The sequence below is a fragment of the Anaerobacillus sp. ABA4_114 genome (assembly GCF_056159065.1).
In genome coordinates, this window is sequence record NZ_JBSWUM010000001.1 from 113877 (window position 1) to 135480 (window position 21604).

Genomic DNA, 21604 nt, shown 5'->3' on the forward strand with positions numbered 1-21604 from the left:
AGTGAGGTAGCCATGAACGAACAACAATTCATGGAGTTGCTAGAGGAGAAGGGGATAACCCTTTCTCCTGAGCAGCTTCAACAATTTCAGACATACTATGATGTTTTGGTGGAATGGAACGAAAAAATGAATTTAACGGCCATAACTGATAAAGAAGAGGTTTATGAGAAACACTTTTATGACTCTATTATGGCGGCATTCTCGTTTGACTTTTCCTCTGATTTACATATTTGCGATGTTGGAGCAGGAGCAGGATTTCCAAGCCTTCCGATAAAGATTTGCTTCCCCCACCTAAACGTAACGATCGTGGATTCACTTAATAAACGGATCGGATTCTTAAAGCACTTAGCGTCACAATTAAATCTGACAGGTGTTTCTTTTTGTCATGATCGCGCAGAACTGTTCGGTAAGAATAAAACGTACCGCGAACAGTATGATGTTGTTACAGCAAGAGCAGTCGCACGCATGTCCGTTCTAGGAGAACTTTGTTTACCGCTAGTGAAGCCAGGTGGATATTTTGTTGCTTTAAAAGGTCCAAATGTCGAGGAAGAATTAAAAGCTGGAAAGCAAGCTATAACCATACTTGGTGGGCAGACACAAAAGGTCGAGAAACTATCTTTGCCCCTTGAAGAGAGCGAGCGGAATATCGTCACGATCAAAAAAATCAAATCGACACCAAAAAAATATCCAAGAAAGCCAGGCACACCTAATAAAAATCCATTATAATAGAAATAGTCTGCATTTGAACGGAAATGTGTTCCACGTGGAACGCTACGTATAGAAGGATTTTTAGTTCAAGGTAACGAATCAGTTAAGGAGTCGATTAAAGGTGGTGTTGGGCGATGAAACATACGTTTTCACGTCTTTTCGGATTGAACGAAGAAAAAAATGAGGGAATGGAATCTGAACAGGATGAAGTAAAGCACATCCTCGTTGAAGAAATTGTTCCGAACCGTTTCCAACCTCGAACAATTTTTATAGATGAAAAAATCGCTGAACTATCTCAGACTATTAAAACACATGGTATTATCCAGCCGATCGTCGTGCGAGAACGTGAAGGTAAATATGAGATTATTGCCGGGGAACGTCGCTGGAGAGCTGTGAAAAAGCTTGGCTGGGAGCGAATTCCTGCAATAGTGAAAGAGTTTAATGATTCGCAAACAGCATCGATCGCTTTAATAGAGAACTTACAGAGAGAAGAATTGACTGCCATTGAAGAAGCGATGGCATATTCTCAGCTATTAGAGCTTCATAATTTGACGCAAGAAAGCCTCGCGCAACGCCTTGGAAAAGGACAATCAACGATTGCAAATAAGCTTCGTTTGTTAAAGTTGCCGGAACCTATACAACAAGCACTTTTAAATAAACAGATCACCGAAAGACATGCAAGAGCCTTGATTCCTCTTAAGAACCCTGAGAATCAAGTGAAGGTGCTCGAAGAAGTAATTGAGAAACAGTGGAACGTTAAGCAAACTGAGGATCGAGTTGTGCGGATGCTTGAAGGAACCACGCCAAAGCCGAAGCCTACAAAGAAGTCCTTCAGTAAGGACATGCGTCTTGCTGTAAACACCATTCGCCAATCACTTGATATGGTAACGGAGAGCGGTTTATCGATCGATACCGACGAAGAAGAACATGAAGAATATTACCAATTTACAATTCGAATTCCGAAGAAGAAGTAAAACTCATCCGAAGAGGGTGAGTTTTTAATTTGAGCGTAGTCTATTTTCTAAAAGAACATCCAAAAAATTCTAAACGTGATAAAATATGAGGTAGAAATGTCGTTCTAAGGAGTAGGTGAAACGTTGGCTAATATTATTGCTGTTGCGAATCAAAAGGGCGGGGTAGGAAAAACGACAACCTCTGTAAATTTGAGTGCCTGTCTTGCTTCACTAGGTAAAAAAGTACTTCTGGTCGATATCGATCCTCAAGGAAATGCAACGAGTGGTGTCGGGATTGAAAAGGGTGCGATCGATCACTGTGTCTACAATATCCTTGTCGACGATAAAGATGCCATCGATATTATGAAGCAGACTTCGATTGAGAATCTTCACGTTATCCCTTCAACCATTCAGCTAGCCGGTGCTGAAATCGAGCTTGTACCGACCATATCGAGAGAAGTACGATTGAAAAGGGCATTAGCGAAAGTTGAAAAAAACTATGATTATATTATAATAGATTGTCCTCCATCACTAGGTTTATTAACAATCAATTCTCTAACAGCTGCTAATGCTGTCCTTATTCCTGTTCAATGTGAGTACTACGCACTAGAAGGATTAAGTCAGCTATTAAATACTGTTCGACTTGTACAAAAGCACTTAAACACGGACTTGAAAATAGAAGGCGTGCTACTCACTATGTTAGATGCTAGGACGAACTTAGGAATTCAAGTCATTGAAGAAGTGAAGAAGTACTTTCAAGAGAAAGTCTATAAAGCGATCGTTCCAAGAAATGTTCGGTTAGGAGAAGCGCCAAGCCATGGCAAACCAATTATAGCGTATGATTCTAAATCTAGAGGAGCGGAAGTCTATTTAGAACTTGCAAAGGAAGTGTTAGGATATGGCTAATCGTGGATTAGGCAAAGGAATCAATGCATTCTTTCCTTCCCAAAAGGAAGACGAAACGGTGAAAGACATTCCTATAAACGAACTACGTCCTAACCCATACCAACCGAGAAAGAACTTTGCTGCAGAGGCGATTGAAGAACTGAGTTCATCCATTCAAACATATGGAGTCCTACAGCCTGTGATCGTCAGAAAAAGCATAAAAGGGTATGAGATCGTAGTAGGTGAGCGACGCTACCGAGCTTCAAAGGAAGCTGGACTCACAACCATTCCTGCTGTCGTTCGAGATCTCACAGATCGAAAAATGATGGAGATCGCATTGATCGAAAACCTTCAAAGAGAGAATTTGAATCCGATCGAAGAAGCGATGGCTTATCAGAAGTTGATGAAGGAAACCGATGTTACGCAAGAAGAGTTATCGAAGAGGCTTGGAAAAAGCAGACCTCATTTAGCTAATTTTTTACGGTTGCTCCAACTATCACCTGAAATCCAGGATCATATCGCAGAAGGTAAGTTAACAATGGGGCACGGTAGAGCTCTGTTAGGTCTGAAAAATAAAGAAGCGAGACTCCCATTAGCGAAGCGTGTGATCGAAGAGAAGCTAAATGTGAGACAGCTTGAATCACTCATCAATGGAATGAACCAGAACGTTTCACGTGAAACAAAAAAAGAAGCAGCACCTGATCCTTTTTTAAAGGATAAAGAAAATGTTCTTCGAAAACGGTTCGGTACTTCAGTATCGATCAAACGGACTAAGAAAAAAGGTAAGATCGAAATCGAATTCTTTTCTCAAGAAGATTTAGACCGCATTCTTGATGTCCTAGAAAAAGGTGAACAATAGTCAGCATAAACTGTGAAGCAGTTTATGCTTTTATTATAGGGACTACTATACGTTGGAGAGGTGTTTTGTAATATGTATCTCGATCAAGCGGCATCGTCATTTCCGAAGCCACCAGAAGTAGTGGAAGCGATGACGAAGGCTTTAACAGAATACGCTGCAAACCCAGGTAGAAGTGGACACAAGATGTCTGTAAAGGCGAATGAAGTGATCAGTCAAGCAAGGGAACAGCTCGCTCACTTCTTTGGGTTCAAGTATCCTAATCGCGTATGCTTTACGTCAAATGCAACATCTGCACTGAATCAGGCTTTAAAAGGGTTCCCATTCCAAAGCGGCGATCACGTGTTAACAACGTCTTATGAACATAATTCCGTACGCCGTCCACTTGAGGACATTAAAAGGAAGAGGGGCATAGAGTTAACGTATTTTGACTCAGGTACCTCCGAGGACTTCGACATGGACGCATTTGAAGAGTCCATTACTCCTCAAACAAAAATGATCGTTGTCTCTCATGGATCGAATCTCACTGGAAAGATTGTACCGGTTAAAAAGATAGGAAAACTTGCGAAGGATAAAGGCGTACCGTTTCTTGTCGATGCTGCTCAAACAGCTGGTGTTCTAACTATTGATGTAGAAGAAATGAATATCGATCTACTCGTATTTCCTGGTCATAAGGGGCTGCTAGGACCTCAAGGTACAGGCGTTCTTATGGTTGGGAAAGAAGTCTCGCTCGAACCTGTTTTTCACGGAGGAACAGGCAGCCGCTCCGAATCGATCGAGCAGCCAGAGGAATACCCTGAATATCTTGAGAGTGGAACGCTGAACACACCGGGTATCGCAGGACTCCTTGCAGGTCTCGAAGTTGTAAAAAAGTTAGGTCTTGATGAGATTCATCGTCATGAACAGCGTCTGACAAAAAAGTTAATTGAAGGTTTACATTCAATCGATTATCTCAAAGTTTATGGTCCACATTCCGATCGCCTTGGAGTCGTTCCATTTACCATCGAAGGAATCGACTCACAAGAAATCGCGATTATATTGGACCAGCATTATGATATCGCGGTACGAGCAGGGCTTCATTGTACTCCTATCGGTCATGAGTCGATCGGAACGTGCGGTGCTGTAAGAATCAGTGTAGGGCCATACAATACAGAAGAAGAGATCGATCAGGTCATTCTAGCGTTGCAGGAAATAGTAGAGGGATATTTCGGCTAAGGAGAGGTAAGATGGTCCTATTAGGTACAGTAGTCAATGGCCTTGCGATTATACTCGGAACATTGATCGGCACAATTAGTAGAAGAATACCAGAGCGAATGAAAACGACGATTATGCAAGGGTTAGCACTTGTTGTTGCGGTAATTGGACTTCAGATGGCGATGAAGAGTGAACAATTCCTCGTCGTAATCGGTAGTTTAGTAGTCGGTGGAATTCTTGGGGAGTATTGGGATCTTGAAGGGAAGTTAAAGAATATCGGAAGATGGATCGAGCGTAAAACAGGAGCTGCCTCTGAAGGAAGTGTTGCACAAGCATTTGTAACGGCGACACTCGTTTATGTTGTTGGAGCGATGGCGATTATCGGGGCGCTCGATAGTGGACTTCGTGGGGATCATTCTGTTCTTTTTACGAAATCACTCATAGATGGTTTTACGGCGATTATGTTTACGGCTACGCTTGGATATGGTGTACTGTTTTCTGCCTTCCCAGTTATGCTCTACCAGGGATTTATAGCCCTTTTCGCATCTCAAATCGATCGATTTGTTCCGCAAGTTTTGCTTGATGCATTTATTGCAGAAGTCACGTCTGCAGGAGGCATTATGATCTTAGCGATCGGCCTTAATCTGCTAGGCTTAACGCAAATTAGAGTTGCGAATTTCCTCCCAGGACTACTGGTAGCAGCAGGTCTCGTATCGCTGCTATATTTCATTCAATAAAAAACCCCTTTTCCGGACTTCATTCCGAGAAAAGGGGTTTTTCTATGGGATTTGAAAAAGATCATCGCTCCATGATTTGATCTGCTTATTTAATTTACTCTCATGCTCTGTTGAAGAGTAATACGCTTCTATTGCATCGTTCAAACTTTCGGCCATTATATCAGCCATCTTCATAACAAGGTTCAAGCGTGTGTTCTGAAGGACAAAGTATTCCATAAACCCACTGACATTCACAATCCCAGTCAAATGGATATCTCCAACTTCAGGAAGCTCTTTCTTAACGCCTGCGCCTGGTTTGACTGGTCCGTCTCCAACCGTAATGATACCTACCGAGTGAAGGCGTCCGAGGCAAGCGTCGATCCCGATAATAAAAGGGTTATGGTGAGACTTTTCAATCGTTGTCATCACGTCATTTAAATTAACAGCATGTACGGGAGACTCTAGCGTACCATATACAGAAGCGTTTAATTTTAGCTGGCTTAGTTTGCTTCCTACGAGGGGACCAAGAGCGTCTCCGGTAGATCGGTCGGTACCGATGCACACGATTACGATTTCTTCTGTACGCTTTTTGGGAAGCATGCTCATAACCTTTTCGCCAGTCGTTTTTATGGCAAGAGTATCCTCATGATGGATTCGATATGCTACAGGCTTTTTTTGAAAAAACTTGTCTCGAAGATTCATAGGATTCTCTCCTTTGTAATAGTAGTAACAGTATACGGAAACTTGAGGTGATCTATACATAAAGCTTCGTTTTTCTTCTACATAAATGGAAATTAGTCGAAGAACTGGCAAAGGAGAGAATGCCATGATTAACGGTGGGATGAAGTGGATGTTCCTCATTCTTGGTACGATGATTGGAGCGGGGTACGCTTCAGGAAGGGAACTCTGGCAATTTTTTGGCCATGAAAGTGTCCTGGCTATCGTGCTGTTCACGATCATGTTCAGTATCTGCTGTTATGTCATCATGAAGATTAGCTACGAAACACAATCATCACATTACTTACCGATTCTCGAAAAGTTAGTTGGAAAGAAACTGACTGGACTGTACGATCTATTAATCATCCTTTATCTGTTTACCACTACCATCGTCATGCTAGCAGGAGGAGGCGCTACGATGGAAGTGTTGCATCTCCCCTATTGGATGGGCATCGGAATTCTCGCCATCCTTGTCGTCGTACTCTTCTTTTGGGATATCAATGGCATGCTTTCAATGAATGCGATCATCTTACCTCTACTCATTATCTTGCTACTCGCGGTTCTTCTTTTATTTATCAAATCAAATATGAACGCGATCCTATTCGATTGGATGAAGCAATCGAATTGGCCAGCTGCATTTACCTTTACAGCTCTAAATATTTTGCCTCTCGTTGCGGTTCTATCTGCTATCGGTCATCAGATCAAACACAAAGGCGAAATCTGGATTGCGAGCATAGGAAGCGGTTTGATACTAGGTGGCCTGTCGTTTTTATATAATCAATCGTTAATTCAAGTAGCGCACGATTTACTTGTCTATGAAATTCCTTTGTTTGCTATTCTGAAAAGCTATCCTTACTATATGGTGCTGATCATGTCGTTCTTGTTATGGACAGCTATCTACACAACGGCAGTCAGTGGCGTTTTCGGTCTCACAGCACGGTTCCGCGATATGGTCAGTCTTCCACTTTGGTTCATTGCTTTTATCATCGTAGCTGTGATGATTCCGTTTACTACGTTTGGGTTTTCAACATTAGTTGCTTTTTTATACCCTCTATACGGGGTACTTAACCTTTATATTTTGGCTTCTATCTTGATTTTTCCCGTTCTGAAGCGTTATGATTTGTTATCATAATAGTAGAATTTGATAGGAACGGGAGAGATGAGGTATGGGTGCGATAGAAGGACTGTGGCAAACGGTTTTTGAGTTTCTAGCCAATCGAGATTTTTGGATCGATATCTCTAATAGGATCTTTAGAATACTTGCCATTGTTATAGGAACATGGTTGTTCCTTCGTTTAGCTAAGTCAGCTTTAAATCATATCTTTGCCATTCGTTTGAAAAGCCCACTTCGCTTGTCTGAGCGTAGAGAAACTACTCTTATACGCTTGATCGAGAACGTGTTGACGTACGTCACTTACTTTATTGCGCTCGTTATGGTCTTGAGCGAATTTGAAGTGGATGTTCGAACATTGATCGCAGGTGCTGGTGTCGTCGGCCTCGCTGTAGGTTTTGGAGCGCAAAACCTCGTCCGAGATGTGATTACAGGTTTCTTTATCATTTTTGAGAAGCAATTTTCAGTAGGAGATTATGTTCGCATTACAGGAATCGAAGGATTTGTTGAAGAAATCGGTCTTCGAGTTACAAAAGTAAAAAGCTGGACAGGAGAACTTCACATCATACCGAATGGAAACATAAACCAGGTTACAAACTTTTCTATACACAACAGTATCGCCGTCGTTGATGTTAGCATTGCATATGAAGAACAGATTCACGAGGCAGAAGAGATCATCATCGAATTATTGGACGAGCTTTATGACCAATATGATGCCATGATCGTAAAGCCTGAATACCTTGGTGTTCAAACCCTAGGAGCTTCAGAAGTTGTCCTACGAATCATCTCAGAAACAAGACCTATGGAACACTGGGGTATCGGGAGAGAAGTTCGAAAAGCAGTCAAGCAGCGTCTTGATGAAAGAGGAATCGAAATACCGTTCCCTCGTCTTGTCATGTATCAGCGGGACGAGCAAGCAGAGGTTCAGGAAAAAGTATAGAAGGGATGGAACTTTGTGAACGAGAAGGAATTTGAGCTAAACGATGTCGTCGAAATGAAAAAACCTCATCCATGTGGTGAAAACAAATGGAAGATCATTCGCATGGGCGCAGATATCCGGATCAAATGTTTGGGCTGTGATCACAGTGTGATGCTACCTCGAAGAGAATTTTCTAGAAAAATTAAGAAAGTCCTAGAACGTGCTGATTCGTGACCGTCGCTTTGACGGTCTTTTTTGTGTGAACAATTCTGGGAAGCTTGTATTTTCCCTTCTGAATCTCTATAATTGGAAAAGGTATGTCTCTAGTTTATTCACTAAAAAAGTAATATCAAAAACAGCTTCTGTAAGCTGTTTTTACTGTTATACAAAATAGATGCCCCACGGCTGATTTATAGAAGGAGTGACCGAGATGGCTTTAACCACCGGTATTGTAGGACTTCCGAACGTTGGGAAGTCAACATTGTTCAATGCAATCACACAAGCAGGTGCAGAATCTGCAAACTATCCGTTCTGTACGATCGATCCAAACGTTGGAATCGTCGAAGTTCCAGATGAGCGTCTTCAGAAGCTAACTGAGCTTGTTAATCCTAAGAAAACTGTTCCGACAGCTTTCGAATTCACTGATATTGCAGGTATCGTAAAAGGTGCGAGTAAAGGTGAAGGTCTTGGAAACAAGTTTCTATCACACATTCGTCAAGTAGATGCAATCTCTCAAGTTGTGCGTTGCTTCGATGATGAAAACATCACTCACGTATCAGGTAAGGTAGATCCGATCTCTGATATTGAAACGATCAACCTTGAGCTTGTCCTTGCCGATCTTGAAACAGTCGATAAGCGCATCGGCCGTGTGGAGAAGATGGCAAAACAGAAAGACAAAGAAGCACTTGCTGAATTTAACGTTCTGAAAAAGATAAAAGAAGCGCTAGAAGAAGAAAAGTCTGCTCGTAGCGTTGAACTTACAGAAGAAGAAGAGAAGATCGTATACGGTCTACACCTTCTTACGAAGAAGCCTGTTCTTTATGTTGCAAACGTTGATGAAGATGATCTTCTTGACCCTGCAGATAACGAACACGTTGCACAAGTGCGTGAATATGCGGCAAAAGAAGGCGCGGAAGTAATCGTAGTTTGTGCAAAGATCGAGTCTGAACTCGCTGAGCTTGATGGCGAAGAGAAAGATGCGTTCTTAGAAGACATCGGTATCGCTGAGCCAGGTCTTAACAAGTTGATCAGAGCTTCGTACGACCTATTAGGCCTTGCAACGTATTTCACTGCTGGTGAACAAGAAGTTCGTGCTTGGACGTTCCGTCTTGGAATGAAAGCTCCTCAAGCAGCTGGAATTATTCATACAGACTTTGAACGTGGATTTATCCGCGCTGAAGTGGTTGCGTATGACGATCTAGTCGAAGCGGGAACGATGGGTGCTGCGAAAGAAAAAGGAAAAGTTCGCCTAGAAGGAAAAGAATATATTGTGAAAGACGGAGACGTGATTCACTTCCGTTTTAACGTTTAATGAATAAACCTTGCTAATATAGGTTCGTTTTGTTATAATCTAAAGCTGTGAGTAATTATCTTTGTATACTTACTCCTTGCTCTTATTTAAGAGCCGTTAGACCAAAAGGAGGTGAACGGAATGCGTAACTACGAAATTATGTACATTATCCGTCCAAATATCGAAGAGGATGCACAGAAAGCTCTTGTCGAGCGTTTCAACGGAATCCTTACTGATAACGGTGCGGAAATTAATGAAGTCAAGCAAATGGGCAAAAAGCGTCTTGCTTACGAAATCAACGATTTCAACAGCGGGATCTACATTGTTCTTGACATCAACAGTGATATCGAAGCGATCAACGAGTTCAGCCGTTTGATGAAAATCAACGACGATGTTCTTCGTTTCATGACACTTAACCTTGAAGAAGCTAAAAAGTAATTGTTTTATAAATAGGAGGGGTTCTGATGCTGAATCGCGTCGTATTAGTTGGACGTTTAACAAAAGACCCTGAATTGCGTTATACCCCAAGCGGCGTAGCGGTTGCGAACTTCACTCTTGCAGTGAATCGTCCGTTTACGAACCAGCAGGGAGACCGTGAAGCAGATTTTATCAACATTGTTGTATGGCGCAGACAGGCAGAAAACGCAGCCAATTTCTTGAAAAAAGGCAGCCTTGCTGGTGTAGATGGACGAGTTCAAACTCGTTCTTATGATAACAGCCAGGGACAGCGTGTGTTTGTGACAGAAGTGATGGCTGAAAGTGTCCAATTTCTCGAGCCAAAAGGCGCAAGCCAGGGCGGCGGAGGCGGCAACTACGGTGGCGGCTCTCCAAACAGAGATAGCGGCGGTTACGGAAATCAGAACCAAGATCGCAACAACAATCGGAATCAGTCCAACTTTGGAGATGATCCGTTTGCGAGCGATGGCAAGCCGATTGATATTTCGGATGATGACTTGCCGTTCTAATACTCTCTGTTTCGAGCGGTGAAAACAGAGAACAAATTTAAAAGCAAAGGAGGTACTAACCATGGCAAGACCAGGTGGACGTAGAGGTCGTCGTAAAAAGGTTTGTTTCTTCACAGTAAACAAAATCACTTACATCGACTATAAAGATGTAGATCTTCTTAAGCGTTTCGTATCTGAGCGTGGAAAGATTCTTCCACGTCGTGTAACAGGTACTAGCGCTAAATATCAGCGTCAATTGACTCGTGCGGTTAAACGTGCTCGTCAAATGGCACTACTCCCTTACGTAGTAGGAGAGTAACTTGATAAGGAAGAGACAGCAGGATTTGATCTTGCTGTCTTTTTTCTTTATATTGGAAAAAGCAAGGTGGTTTAACGTTACTTGGAAAAAGGTATATGTTCTTTACAATCGCTTGTAAGGGGGATATACCAATGATGGAAACTACAAAATTAACAGTACATAAACAGCATAGTATGAACGCGCTCATTTCGTTTGTGAAACAGGCAAAATCGTTTAGCAGCCATATCACTCTCTATCACGATGGACATAGCATAAACGGAAAAAGTCTTACGAGCGTCATCGCTTTCAATCTGATGGTTAACGAGGAGGATACGATCCTTTTAATCGCTGAAGGGCGTGATGCAATGAGTGCAACTCAGACGTTGAGTGAATTGCTGAAGAGTGAAACAAAGGGTGCTACAGATCAACCTCTTTCATTCATGTAGGTGAGACCAGGCTGTTGTGGTAACAGCCTTTTTTATATGTTAGTTTATTTATAAATGAAAAATTTGCTGTTGCGGGCAGAAATTCTTACAATATAGTAAGGGGATTTCGACCCGTTTTTTATTAGATATAAGGAAGGTCTAAAAACTTGAAAAATCAAACCGTGAAGCAATTAGTGGAAGGAGCTGCGCTAGCAGCTGTATTTGCTGTATTATTTTTGATCACAACGTTCGTTCCGATTCTTGGATCCATTACGTTCTGGGTCTTGCCTATTCCTTTTATTTTGATGGTTGTGCGAAATGGTCTTGGCAGTGGATTTGTGATGTGGGGTGTTGCCACTGTATTAGGGTTAATCATCGCTGGATTTCCATCCCTCGCCGCCTCGTTTCCATTTGGAGTAGGGGGCTTAACAGCTGGTTATCTGTATGAGAAACGTAAATCTGCGCTTACTGTTTTGATCGGTAGTGGGATCAGTTATGTGATTACGATGCTAATCCTTTTTATCGGAAGTATACTACTGATAGGAGAGAACCCAATCGATTTAGCGATCTCAATGCTAAACCAGTCATTTAAACAGGCTGAATCAATAAGTGAAGCATTAGGGCAAAATACTGAGCAGTTCGATATGATGTTTGAGCAAATCGAGATCATCAGATATTTGGTTCCTACTCTCCTTGTTATTTTAGGTGTTTTGATGGCTTTAGTCTCACAACTTATTTCTATTCCTGTCTTGAAGAGGGTAGGAGGATTTCAACCTCCGGTGTTTAAACCGATTCGAGAATGGGCATTTCCTAAGAGTTTTTTATGGTATTATTTAGTTGTTACCATTCTAATGATGGTTGGTTTAGAAGAAGGTTCTGCTGCTTATGTAGCTTCTATTAATGTCTATTCAGTATTGAATGCGTTAATTTTTGTGCAAGGACTAGCAGTTATATACTTTTACAGCCACAAAAAAGGTTGGCCGATCGCGGTGCCGATACTTTTCACATTTCTTGGCTTCGCACTATCGTCACTTGTTGTTATCATTGGAATCATCGATCTAGGTTTTGAACTGCGAAGGAGAATGAAATCATAGGTAGGAGCTGAAAATATGCCAAAGTTTTTAACGAAACGGTGGCATGGTTATCATGTGGTAGCCTTGTTCGTCATTTCCATCCTTTTTATCGGCATTATTACTTATTACAACTGGATAATTGGAATTGTAAGCGTCATTGTGACAACGCTCCTCGTTTATTTAGCGATCCGTGCTGAATCGAATTTTCAGGAAGCTCTACGCGACTATGTGTCCACACTTTCGCATCGTGTGAAAAAGGTGGGCGATGAGGCATTGATGGAGATGCCGATCGGTATATTGTTGTATGATGAGGATTACCACATCGAATGGACAAATCCTTACATGCCTACCGTAACGAAGCAGGAGCCGCTGATCGGTCTTTCGTTAAATGAGATTTCAGAAAAAATCATCCCGTTTCTTAAGTCTGAAGCAGAGGATGAAATCTTGACCATCAATGAACGCAAGTATAAAACTTACTTCAAACAGGAAGAACGTCTACTTTATTTCTTTGATGTGACTGAGAAGATCGATATCAAACGAAGGTACAATGAGGAAAAAACCGTAGTAGGGATTATTTATCTCGATAATTATGAAGAGGTAACTCAAGGTTTAGGCGATGAAGTACGTAGTAATTTAAATAGTGCTGTCACGTCGATTTTAAATAAATGGGCCGATGAACATGGTGTTTTTCTTAAACGTAGTTCTTCAGAAAAGTTTTTTGCAGTCCTTAACCAAAAAATCCTTCAAGAACTAGAGAAGAATAAGTTTTCTATTCTTGATGAAGTTCGTGACGTCACGTCGAAGGAAAATATTCATATAACGCTAAGCATAGGAATCGGCAGCGGTCATAGCACGTTAACAGAGCTAGGACAGCTAGCACAATCTAGTTTAGATTTAGCACTTGGCCGTGGCGGTGATCAAGTCGCGATTAAACAAACGAGCGGTAAGGTTAAATTTTATGGTGGAAAAACAAATCCGATCGAGAAAAGAACGAGGGTTCGAGCGCGTGTTATTTCTCACGCTCTTCGAGAATTGGTCTTAGATAGTGATCAGGTTATTATAATGGGGCATAAAAACCCTGATATGGATTCGATCGGAGCGTCGATCGGTATTTTGAAAGTCGCTCAGGCGAACGGGAAAGAAGGAAATATCGTTTTTGATCAAAATCAAAAAACGAGTGGTGTATCGAGGTTAATCGAAGAAATACAGCAAAACGAGCAACTTTGGGCTCGGTTTCAGGATCCTGAAGAGGCACTTGAGAAGGCAACATCGAACACGCTTCTCGTGGTGGTCGATACACATAAACCTTCACTCGTCATGGAAGAAAAACTTCTTCAAAAGCTTGATCGCGTAGTTGTGATCGACCATCATAGACGAGGGGAAGAATTTATTGAAGATCCCGTTCTCGTCTATATGGAGCCTTATGCTTCCTCAACTGCCGAGCTTGTAACGGAACTCTTTGAATATCAGCCAAAGCGTCTTAAAATGGACATATTAGAAGCGACAGCATTGTTAGCTGGAATCATCGTCGATACAAAAAGTTTCACGCTTAGAACTGGCTCAAGAACGTTTGATGCTGCTTCTTATTTACGAGCACACGGTGCGGATACGGTTCTAGTGCAAGAATTTCTTCGCGAAGACATCGCTCAATATATTCGTCGAGCGCGTATTATCGAAAAGTCAAACATCTATCGTAACGGAATCGCCATTGCACTCGGTGAAAATGATAAGACGTATGACCAGGTCATGATCGCGCAGGCTGCTGATACGTTGCTTTCTATGAGCGGCGTTATTGCATCCTTTGTCATTTCAAAGCGAGATGATGGTAAAGTAAGCATAAGTGCAAGATCTCTTGGTGAAGTAAACGTTCAAATCATCATGGAAGGTCTAGAAGGTGGAGGCCATTTAACAAATGCCGCCACGCAGCTAGATGTAAATACAGTAGAAGAAGCAGAAAGTATGCTTAAAGAAGTCGTAGATGACTATCTAGAAGGGGGAGACGAAGAGTCATGAAAGTAATATTTTTAGAAGATGTAAAAGGTAAAGGTAAAAAAGGTGAAGTTAAAAATGTAGCAGATGGCTATGCTCGTAACCATCTTTTAAAGAATAATCTTGCTGTTGAAGCGAATAATGCAAATATGAAGCAGTTAAAAGCGAAGCAGCGCAGCGATGAAAAGAAAGCACAAGAAGAACTAGATGAAGCGAAGGCTCTTAAAGAAACAATCGAAAACCTCGAGGTTGAAATTTCAACGAAATCTGGTGAAGGTGGCCGCTTATTCGGATCGATCACGAGTAAGAACATCGCTGAAGATCTTAAGAAGCATCATGACATCAAAATTGATAAAAGAAAGATCGAATTAGATGAACCAATCCGTTCACTTGGTTACACAAATGTACCCATCAAATTGCATCAGGATGTGACTGCTACAGTTAAAGTTCATGTCGTTGAGCAATAATAGGTGTTAACGGGTGGAAAAAGCGAAATGCTCAGGGGGAAAACAACATGAGTGATTTATTTGCTGATCGTACGCCACCTCAAAATATAGAAGCAGAACAGGCCGTTATAGGGGCGGTGTTTTTAGAGACAGACGCATTAACGACCGCTACTGAGGTTCTCCAACCAGAAGATTTTTATCGTGCGGCACATCAGAAGATCTTTTCTGTCATGATCGAGCTATCCGAGAAAGGGGAACCGGTTGATCTTGTAACGGTAACTTCTGAGCTTCAAGATCGAAAACTCCTTGAGGAAATTGGCGGTGTCTCTTATTTAAGTGATTTGGCTAATTCGGTGCCAACTGCTGCAAACGTTGAATACTATTCAAAGATCGTAGAAGAGAAATCGATCTTAAGACGTTTGATCAGAGCGGCAACTGATATTGCTTCAGACGGTTATGCGAAGGAAAATGAAATAGAGAACCTTCTATCAGAAGCAGAAAAATCCATTATGGAAGTATCACAACGCAAGAACACCGGTGCGTTTATTTCCATTAAAGACGTTCTTGTCGATGCATATGATAATATCGAAATGCTCCAAAACAACACGGGAGACATTACTGGTATACCTACGGGCTTCTCAGAGCTAGATCGCATGACTGCAGGATTTCAGCGGAACGATCTGATCATAGTGGCTGCACGTCCTTCAGTAGGTAAGACGGCTTTCGCTTTGAATATCGCCCAAAACGTAGCAACGAAAACAGATGAGAACGTAGCGATCTTCAGTCTTGAGATGGGTGCAGAACAGCTCGTGATGCGTATGCTCTGCGCGGAAGGAAACATCGATGCACAGCGCCTTCGTACTGGAGCTCTGACAGGTGATGACTGGCAGAAGCTTACGATGGCGATGGGGAGTTTATCGAACGCAGGTATTTATATCGATGACACACCAGGTATCCGCGTTGGAGACATTCGGTCGAAATGCCGACGTTTGAAGCAAGAAAAAGGACTCGGCATGATCTTGATCGATTATATGCAGCTGATTAGAGGTAACGGCTCTACTGAGAACCGTCAGCAGGAAGTATCAGAGATATCTCGTGCACTAAAAGGAATCGCGAGGGAACTTGAAGTTCCTGTTATTTCACTTTCTCAGCTGTCTCGTGGTGTAGAATCGAGACAGGATAAACGTCCGATGATGTCTGATATCCGTGAATCAGGGAGTATCGAGCAGGATGCCGACATCGTTGCTTTCCTATACAGAGATGATTACTATGATAAAGAATCAGAGAATAAGAATATCATCGAAATCATTATTGCGAAGCAGCGTAATGGACCAGTTGGAACAGTAGAACTTGCTTTCGTAAAGGAATTCAATAAATTCGTTAATCTTGAGAGACGTCACGATGAGAGTGACATTCCTCCAGGTGCGTAATAAGTCCCGATCAGGGACTTTTTCTTTTATAAGTTGGAAGAAAAATGGGCACATTAACCCTAATAACGAACATAAAAAGTAAACAACGATAAATCGTTCGGTTTTGTTGACTTAATTAACACGAATTGGTACACTTACTCTGGGTTTTTTAAAAAAGTGCATGCTTCACCGAACGAATTCGAATGAAGCATCTGGAGGTGCTGAAATGCCATCAGTAGTGGTCGTAGGAACGCAGTGGGGCGATGAAGGTAAAGGAAAGATTACTGACTACCTTTCTGAAAATGCAGAAGTTGTTGCTCGTTATCAGGGCGGTAACAATGCTGGACATACAATCGTATTCAACGATACGAAATACAAGCTTCACTTGATTCCATCAGGTATTTTTTACGATGATAAAATTTGCGTGATTGGTAACGGTATGGTTATTGATCCGAAGGCGCTTGTAGAAGAGCTTGCATATTTACACGAGCGTAACGTTAGTACGGACAACCTTCGTATAAGCAATCGTGCTCACGTGATTCTACCTTATCACCTTAGATTAGATGCTGTAGAAGAAGAGTCCAAGGGTGCAAACAAAATCGGTACGACGAAAAAAGGAATCGGGCCTGCCTATATGGACAAGGCTGCACGTGTTGGTATCCGTATTTGTGACCTTCTCGATAAAGATGTTTTTGAAGAAAAGCTCGAGCGTAACCTTGCAGATAAAAACCGTCTTCTTGAGCGTATGTATGAAGCTGAAGGCTTCAAAAAAGAAGATATTCTTGAAGAGTACTATGAATATGGACAGCAGATTAAAAAGTACGTTGTCGATACATCTGTTGTGTTAAACGATGCGATCGATGAAGGGCGTCGTGTTCTTTTCGAAGGTGCACAAGGCGTTATGCTTGATATCGATCAGGGAACGTATCCTTATGTAACGTCATCTAACCCAATCGCAGGTGGTGTTGCGATCGGTTCTGGTGTTGGACCAAGTAAGATCAATCACGTGGTAGGCGTTTCAAAAGCGTATACGACACGTGTTGGAGATGGTCCTTTCCCAACTGAACTTCATGATGAAATTGGAGACAAGATTCGTGAAGTAGGAAACGAATACGGTACGACTACAGGACGACCTCGTCGTGTTGGTTGGTTTGATAGTGTCGTTGTTCGTCATGCCCGCCGAGTTAGTGGAATTACAGACTTATCTCTAAACTCCATCGATGTACTGACTGGTATTGATACGTTGAAAATCTGTACGGCATATAAATATAAAGGCGAAGTGATCGAGGAATTTCCAGCTAGCCTTAAAGTTCTTGCAGAGTGTGAACCAGTATACGAAGAGATGCCTGGTTGGAATGAAGATATTACAGGTGTGAAAGATCTTGGAGAGCTTCCTCCAAACGCTAGGCACTATATTGAGCGTGTTTCTCAGCTTACAGGTATTCCGTTGTCTGTGTTCTCTGTAGGACCAGACCGTAATCAAACAAACATGGTACGCGGCGTATTCGCATAAGTTCGTCCTCAGGGAAGCAAGAGGAATCCAAACTCCTGCGTTATAGGGAGCGCAACACTATAGTTTTTTAGCTGGCAGTTTATACTGCCAGCTTTTTTTAGGCGTTATTACTATAAAACAAAAGCACGGTTTATTTTTATATGATAAGATTAATATTGTTAGAATTTCCTATTTTTTATGAGGTGGGCTTAATGAACCGGGATAAAAGGCAAGTCTTTCGGCACCAACTCTCCGTACCTCTCGCAGCAAAAATGAGGGTATTGAATGGTGACGAACCTGATAGTAAAGAGTTTAATCATAAAATTTATATTCACGACATTGGCCTTGAAGGTATCGGCTTCTCTTCAGATCCTGAGTTAGCGAAACATACAGACTTAGAGTTTGAGTTGAAATTGAACGAAGAACTATTTAAGGTAACTGGTGAAATCCTATGGCTAAAAGTAAACAACCCAGATGATCCTAACACGAGAGGTAACTTTAGCTATGGTGTAAAATTCTATCTAAAAACAGAAAAGCAGTCCTCCCTTGTCTTCCAAGAAGTTAATCGTTTCGCGATACAACGTCATAAGCGTAAGAAAGAAATCCGTGAAATGATGAGAGAAAAACTAAGGAAAAAAGGTGAGACAAGGTAACAGCATGACCTGTTATCTTCACCTTTATTATTTTTATTTAAAGAAGCCTTGCTTTTTTCATAAAGCAGTGATAATATAAAACTTGTCGTCATTAAAGAAACCTTTAATGAGCCATTAGCTCAGTTGGTAGAGCATCTGACTTTTAATCAGAGGGTCGAAGGTTCGAGTCCTTCATGGCTCACCATTTTCTTTCCGCAAAGTTACATAAGTTGTGAAAGAAATCAGTGCACAGCATATAGAAGCAGGTGCACCATTAATTTCATACTATCGTCGCGGGGTGGAGCAGTTCGGTAGCTCGTCGGGCTCATAACCCGAAGGTCGCAGGTTCAAATCCTGCCCCCGCAACCAAAATTTTAACTACGTCGATTAATCTTCCGTGTTAAAATTTTATCGAAGTCCCTTTAGGGGCAACCTAAACACTTAATTACAGTTTTCTGTAACTAACGTAAGTGAACATATAAGTGGTCCCGTGGTGTAGCGGTTAACATGCCTGCCTGTCACGCAGGAGATCGCGGGTTCGATTCCCGTCGGGACCGCCATTTAATATTAATAGAAGTTTGGCTTTTTAACAAACACGGCTCTGTAGCTCAGTCGGTAGAGCAACGAGCAAAGCATCACCGAATATCCGACGAGTTGTCCCGACACAGCAAGCTACGAAGCGTTGCTAGAAGAGGAAGGGACAGTGGTTTTACTCAGCAAAGGCTGATGGACATCTTAACAAACACGGCTCTGTAGCTCAGTCGGTAGAGCAGTGGACTGAAAATCCACGTGTCGGCGGTTCGATTCCGTCCGGAGCCACCATTTTTAACTTATAATCGCTTAAGATACAAGCATATCTCAAAGGAGATATGCTTTTTTATGTTCCAACTTACCCGAAAATACTAGAAATCTTCCCAAGGAATACCACAATCATGACGAATAGACTACATTCTTGTTACAAATTGGGGAGTAATACCCTATTGACTTTATAAATATGGTAGGATTCAAATCGTGAGTTAATTTTTTGCGTAGGCAAATCGCAGGAGGAAACATTATGGCAACACCTAAAGTAGTAAAACGAATATGTCAATCCGCTGTTTTGGTCTCGTTGATAAGTGTTAGCATGGTGACTGGTATCGAGCCAGCGGGTGCTACTGTATATAATATGATGAAACCAGTCTATCACGTGTACATAGATGGTAGTAATATAGGAACGATCGATGATAAAGAGCAATTGAAAGAGCAAGTAGACAAGATTAAAGAAGAAAAACAAACAGGTGAGTTAACTTTGATGGTCGAAAACGATCTTCAAATCGTCCCTAAACGCTTGTTTCAGCCTTCATATGATAATGAAGAGACGTTAGATAAGGTTGCAGATGAGCTCACTTTCGTTGCAAAGGGCTATGAACTGTCATTTGAGAATGAATCTGTCGGCATCTTCTCGAGTGAATCTAGCGCGAAAGATGCGCTTTGGGTATACGCAAAGCCATTTCTTTCAGATGATAAGGTCAAAGAGATCGAAAGTAAAATCGATGAAGATAACGAGAAACATCCTGCTGACTACTTAGAGCTTTCTTCTGACTTCTCTATTGAGGAAGTTGAAGCGAAGAAGCATAATGTGTTGACTGAAGAAGAAGGCGTCACGCAAATTGAGGATGGTTATCTTAAAGAAGTTGAGATAGAAGTTTCGGAAGATGAAACGCTCGCTGATCTTGCGGATGAATATGACATGGAAGAAGCAGAGATCAGAGAACTAAATGACCTTGCAGAAGACGATAAGCTTGAGAGCGATAAGGTAACGGTTCTAGAAGAGAAACAATTCGTAAAAGTACTAGAAACAGAAGAAGTTACGAAAGATGAAGAGATTGATTTCGATACAGAAACCACTAAAAGTGATTCTCTTCTAAAAGGAAAGAAAGACGTTACTCAAACCGGGGAAAAAGGTGAGAAGAAGGTAACGTATAGTATTTCACGAGAAAATGGTGAAATCACTAACAAAGAAATTATTAAAGAAGAAGTGACGAAGGAACCCGTTAAGGAGAAGGTTACGATCGGTACAAAAGAGATTCCTTCTAAAGGTACAGGATCATTCGCGTGGCCTGCAGTTGGTGGTACGATAACAAGTAAACAGGGAGAACGTTGGGGATCGTTCCATAAAGGAATCGATATCGCAGGCGTCTCTGATCGGACGATCAAGACTGTAGATAATGGAACAGTCACTGCAGCTGGTAAGCGAAGCGGTTACGGTAACCAAGTTACGATCAACCATAATAACGGAATGAAAACAACGTACGCTCATCTATCATCCATCTCGGTATCTGTCGGAGATACTGTTCAAAAAGGTGACAAGATCGGTGTGATGGGTACGACTGGTAAATCAACGGGAGTTCACCTGCACCTTGAAGTATATAAAAATGGTAACCTTGAAAATCCAATGGATTACCTATAGGAAAGAAAAACCTTCAGTTTTTGCTGAAGGTTTTCTTTTTACATTTGAAGGTAAAGGGTAGAGGATAAATAAAATAGTTATAATATGATAGAATAGACGAAATAAGACATGACTTTTACTTGAGAATACATATTACCTGTATTAATAAAAAGGAGCGTTCATAATGGACAAGAAAATTCTTGTTGTAGATGATGAAAAACCGATCGCTGATATACTTCAGTTTAATCTTGAAAAGGAAGGCTTTAACGTTGTATGCGCTTACGATGGAGATGAAGCAATTGCAAAAGTTGAAGAAGAAAATCCAGACATGATTCTTCTTGATATCATGCTTCCTCAGCGTGATGGCATGGAAGTGTGTCGAGAAGTGAGAAAGAAATACGAAATGCCGATCATTATGCTTACTGCAAAAGACTCTGAAATCGATAAAGTGCTTGGTCTTGAGCTAGGGGCAGATGACTATGTTACGAAGCCTTTCAGTACGAGAGAGTTAATTGCAAGAGTGAAAGCAAACTTAAGAAGACGCCAACAGGAGCCTGAAAAGGAATCATCGACAAACTCTGTTATTAACGTAGGTGCGTTGACGATTCATCCAGATGCGTACCTAGTGACAAAGCGAGAAGAGTCGATCGAATTAACGCATAGAGAATTTGAATTACTTCACTATCTATCGAAGCATATTGGCCAGGTAATGACCCGTGAGCACCTATTACAAACAGTGTGGGGCTATGATTATTTTGGTGATGTAAGAACAGTAGATGTCACTGTGCGCAGACTTCGAGAAAAAGTAGAAGATAACCCTAGTCATCCATCATGGATCATTACTCGCCGTGGGGTTGGATACTATATGCGTGAGCCGGAACAGGAGTAGTCTGATATAA

23 protein-coding genes and 4 tRNA genes are annotated in these 21604 nt (G+C 41.6%); 26 read left to right on the forward strand and 1 reads right to left on the reverse strand.

Annotation, left to right across the window (positions count from 1 at the left end; all coding sequences use genetic code 11):
- Positions 1-12 precede the first annotated feature (12 nt).
- The 6 genes from rsmG (at position 13) to ACXAEY_RS00555 (ending at position 5333) form a co-directional block, all read left to right on the forward strand.
- Positions 13-726, forward strand: a complete 714-nt coding sequence (rsmG, locus tag ACXAEY_RS00530) for a 16S rRNA (guanine(527)-N(7))-methyltransferase RsmG (RefSeq protein ID WP_474809754.1) — start codon at positions 13-15, stop codon at positions 724-726.
- A 116-nt stretch (positions 727-842) separates the two neighbouring features.
- On the forward strand, positions 843-1682 hold the full coding sequence (noc, locus tag ACXAEY_RS00535; protein ID WP_270183024.1) for a nucleoid occlusion protein: 840 nt from the start codon (positions 843-845) through the stop codon (positions 1680-1682).
- A 123-nt stretch (positions 1683-1805) separates the two neighbouring features.
- A complete protein-coding gene (locus ACXAEY_RS00540; RefSeq protein ID WP_270183023.1) occupies positions 1806-2567 on the forward strand; it encodes a ParA family protein in 762 nt (253 codons plus the stop codon).
- Positions 2560-3405 carry a ParB/RepB/Spo0J family partition protein gene (locus ACXAEY_RS00545; RefSeq protein WP_474809757.1) on the forward strand — a complete coding sequence of 282 codons (846 nt, stop codon included), beginning with the start codon at positions 2560-2562 and terminating at the stop codon, positions 3403-3405. Before ACXAEY_RS00540 ends, ACXAEY_RS00545 begins: the two co-directional genes overlap by 8 nt.
- A 72-nt stretch (positions 3406-3477) precedes the next feature.
- On the forward strand, positions 3478-4617 hold the full coding sequence (locus ACXAEY_RS00550) for an aminotransferase class V-fold PLP-dependent enzyme (RefSeq protein WP_474809759.1): 1140 nt from the start codon (positions 3478-3480) through the stop codon (positions 4615-4617).
- 11 nt (positions 4618-4628) lie between these two features.
- Positions 4629-5333, forward strand: a complete 705-nt coding sequence (locus ACXAEY_RS00555; RefSeq protein WP_474809762.1) for a DUF554 domain-containing protein — start codon at positions 4629-4631, stop codon at positions 5331-5333.
- A 42-nt stretch (positions 5334-5375) separates the two neighbouring features.
- Here the strand turns inward: ACXAEY_RS00555 and yyaC are convergent, their stop codons facing one another.
- Positions 5376-6014, reverse strand: coding sequence for a spore protease YyaC (gene yyaC / locus ACXAEY_RS00560; protein WP_270183019.1), 639 nt, complete (start codon positions 6012-6014; stop codon positions 5376-5378).
- 124 nt (positions 6015-6138) lie between these two features.
- Between yyaC and ACXAEY_RS00565 the strand changes: the two genes are divergently transcribed.
- From ACXAEY_RS00565 to yycF, 20 genes are all read left to right on the forward strand, one after another.
- On the forward strand, positions 6139-7161 hold the full coding sequence (locus tag ACXAEY_RS00565; protein ID WP_270183018.1) for a YkvI family membrane protein: 1023 nt from the start codon (positions 6139-6141) through the stop codon (positions 7159-7161).
- Between the two features lie 34 nt (positions 7162-7195).
- Entirely contained in the window at positions 7196-8080 is an 885-nt protein-coding gene (locus tag ACXAEY_RS00570; protein WP_474809765.1) for a mechanosensitive ion channel family protein, read from the forward strand.
- Between the two features lie 15 nt (positions 8081-8095).
- Entirely contained in the window at positions 8096-8293 is a 198-nt protein-coding gene (locus ACXAEY_RS00575) for a DUF951 domain-containing protein (protein WP_270183016.1), read from the forward strand.
- A gap of 196 nt (positions 8294-8489) precedes the next feature.
- Complete coding sequence (gene ychF, locus ACXAEY_RS00580; protein ID WP_270183015.1) at positions 8490-9590, forward strand: redox-regulated ATPase YchF; 1101 nt, start codon at positions 8490-8492, stop codon at positions 9588-9590.
- Between the two features lie 120 nt (positions 9591-9710).
- A complete protein-coding gene (gene rpsF, locus ACXAEY_RS00585; RefSeq protein WP_474809767.1) occupies positions 9711-10007 on the forward strand; it encodes a 30S ribosomal protein S6 in 297 nt (98 codons plus the stop codon).
- 26 nt (positions 10008-10033) lie between these two features.
- Complete coding sequence (gene ssb, locus ACXAEY_RS00590) at positions 10034-10534, forward strand: single-stranded DNA-binding protein (protein WP_270183013.1); 501 nt, start codon at positions 10034-10036, stop codon at positions 10532-10534.
- A 61-nt stretch (positions 10535-10595) separates the two neighbouring features.
- On the forward strand, positions 10596-10832 hold the full coding sequence (gene rpsR / locus ACXAEY_RS00595; protein WP_270183012.1) for a 30S ribosomal protein S18: 237 nt from the start codon (positions 10596-10598) through the stop codon (positions 10830-10832).
- Positions 10833-10963: 131 nt separating this feature from the next.
- Complete coding sequence (locus ACXAEY_RS00600; protein ID WP_270183011.1) at positions 10964-11257, forward strand: HPr family phosphocarrier protein; 294 nt, start codon at positions 10964-10966, stop codon at positions 11255-11257.
- 146 nt (positions 11258-11403) lie between these two features.
- The gene (locus ACXAEY_RS00605) at positions 11404-12330 is read left to right on the forward strand and encodes a YybS family protein (RefSeq protein WP_270183010.1); all 927 of its coding nucleotides are present in this window, start codon (positions 11404-11406) and stop codon (positions 12328-12330) included.
- Between the two features lie 15 nt (positions 12331-12345).
- On the forward strand, positions 12346-14322 hold the full coding sequence (locus ACXAEY_RS00610) for a DHH family phosphoesterase (protein WP_270183009.1): 1977 nt from the start codon (positions 12346-12348) through the stop codon (positions 14320-14322).
- Entirely contained in the window at positions 14319-14765 is a 447-nt protein-coding gene (gene rplI / locus ACXAEY_RS00615) for a 50S ribosomal protein L9 (RefSeq protein ID WP_270183008.1), read from the forward strand. The genes ACXAEY_RS00610 and rplI overlap by 4 nt, the downstream gene beginning before the upstream one ends.
- Positions 14766-14812: 47 nt before the next feature.
- A complete protein-coding gene (gene dnaB, locus ACXAEY_RS00620; RefSeq protein ID WP_270183007.1) occupies positions 14813-16174 on the forward strand; it encodes a replicative DNA helicase in 1362 nt (453 codons plus the stop codon).
- A 205-nt stretch (positions 16175-16379) separates the two neighbouring features.
- Positions 16380-17666, forward strand: coding sequence for an adenylosuccinate synthase (locus tag ACXAEY_RS00625; RefSeq protein WP_474809771.1), 1287 nt, complete (start codon positions 16380-16382; stop codon positions 17664-17666).
- A gap of 191 nt (positions 17667-17857) precedes the next feature.
- Entirely contained in the window at positions 17858-18298 is a 441-nt protein-coding gene (locus ACXAEY_RS00630; protein WP_474809773.1) for a PilZ domain-containing protein, read from the forward strand.
- A gap of 108 nt (positions 18299-18406) precedes the next feature.
- Positions 18407-18482 (forward strand) — tRNA-Lys (locus ACXAEY_RS00635).
- Between the two features lie 87 nt (positions 18483-18569).
- Positions 18570-18646 (forward strand) — tRNA-Met (locus ACXAEY_RS00640).
- A 115-nt stretch (positions 18647-18761) separates the two neighbouring features.
- A tRNA-Asp gene (locus ACXAEY_RS00645) sits at positions 18762-18837 on the forward strand.
- A 186-nt stretch (positions 18838-19023) separates the two neighbouring features.
- A tRNA-Phe gene (locus tag ACXAEY_RS00650) sits at positions 19024-19099 on the forward strand.
- Between the two features lie 232 nt (positions 19100-19331).
- Entirely contained in the window at positions 19332-20726 is a 1395-nt protein-coding gene (locus ACXAEY_RS00655) for a peptidoglycan DD-metalloendopeptidase family protein (RefSeq protein ID WP_474809775.1), read from the forward strand.
- A 163-nt stretch (positions 20727-20889) separates the two neighbouring features.
- Entirely contained in the window at positions 20890-21594 is a 705-nt protein-coding gene (gene yycF, locus ACXAEY_RS00660) for a response regulator YycF (RefSeq protein WP_270180569.1), read from the forward strand.
- Positions 21595-21604 lie beyond the last annotated feature (10 nt).

What these genes read in the sequence shown, in the direction of transcription:
- rpsF (WP_474809767.1), top strand. Translation starts at nt 9,711, where the DNA reads ATGCGTAACTACGAAATTATGTACATTATCCGTCCAAATATCGAAGAG.
- ACXAEY_RS00565 (WP_270183018.1), top strand. Translation starts at nt 6,139, where the DNA reads ATGATTAACGGTGGGATGAAGTGGATGTTCCTCATTCTTGGTACGATG.
- ACXAEY_RS00630 (WP_474809773.1), top strand. Translation starts at nt 17,858, where the DNA reads ATGAACCGGGATAAAAGGCAAGTCTTTCGGCACCAACTCTCCGTACCT.
- ACXAEY_RS00550 (WP_474809759.1), top strand. Translation starts at nt 3,478, where the DNA reads ATGTATCTCGATCAAGCGGCATCGTCATTTCCGAAGCCACCAGAAGTA.
- dnaB (WP_270183007.1), top strand. Translation starts at nt 14,813, where the DNA reads ATGAGTGATTTATTTGCTGATCGTACGCCACCTCAAAATATAGAAGCA.
- noc (WP_270183024.1), top strand. Translation starts at nt 843, where the DNA reads ATGAAACATACGTTTTCACGTCTTTTCGGATTGAACGAAGAAAAAAAT.
- ACXAEY_RS00570 (WP_474809765.1), top strand. Translation starts at nt 7,196, where the DNA reads ATGGGTGCGATAGAAGGACTGTGGCAAACGGTTTTTGAGTTTCTAGCC.
- rpsR (WP_270183012.1), top strand. Translation starts at nt 10,596, where the DNA reads ATGGCAAGACCAGGTGGACGTAGAGGTCGTCGTAAAAAGGTTTGTTTC.
- ACXAEY_RS00655 (WP_474809775.1), top strand. Translation starts at nt 19,332, where the DNA reads ATGGCAACACCTAAAGTAGTAAAACGAATATGTCAATCCGCTGTTTTG.
- ychF (WP_270183015.1), top strand. Translation starts at nt 8,490, where the DNA reads ATGGCTTTAACCACCGGTATTGTAGGACTTCCGAACGTTGGGAAGTCA.
- rsmG (WP_474809754.1), top strand. Translation starts at nt 13, where the DNA reads ATGAACGAACAACAATTCATGGAGTTGCTAGAGGAGAAGGGGATAACC.
- yyaC (WP_270183019.1), bottom strand. Translation starts at nt 6,014, where the DNA reads ATGAATCTTCGAGACAAGTTTTTTCAAAAAAAGCCTGTAGCATATCGA.
- ACXAEY_RS00555 (WP_474809762.1), top strand. Translation starts at nt 4,629, where the DNA reads ATGGTCCTATTAGGTACAGTAGTCAATGGCCTTGCGATTATACTCGGA.
- yycF (WP_270180569.1), top strand. Translation starts at nt 20,890, where the DNA reads ATGGACAAGAAAATTCTTGTTGTAGATGATGAAAAACCGATCGCTGAT.
- ssb (WP_270183013.1), top strand. Translation starts at nt 10,034, where the DNA reads ATGCTGAATCGCGTCGTATTAGTTGGACGTTTAACAAAAGACCCTGAA.
- ACXAEY_RS00545 (WP_474809757.1), top strand. Translation starts at nt 2,560, where the DNA reads ATGGCTAATCGTGGATTAGGCAAAGGAATCAATGCATTCTTTCCTTCC.
- rplI (WP_270183008.1), top strand. Translation starts at nt 14,319, where the DNA reads ATGAAAGTAATATTTTTAGAAGATGTAAAAGGTAAAGGTAAAAAAGGT.
- ACXAEY_RS00610 (WP_270183009.1), top strand. Translation starts at nt 12,346, where the DNA reads ATGCCAAAGTTTTTAACGAAACGGTGGCATGGTTATCATGTGGTAGCC.
- ACXAEY_RS00600 (WP_270183011.1), top strand. Translation starts at nt 10,964, where the DNA reads ATGATGGAAACTACAAAATTAACAGTACATAAACAGCATAGTATGAAC.
- ACXAEY_RS00625 (WP_474809771.1), top strand. Translation starts at nt 16,380, where the DNA reads ATGCCATCAGTAGTGGTCGTAGGAACGCAGTGGGGCGATGAAGGTAAA.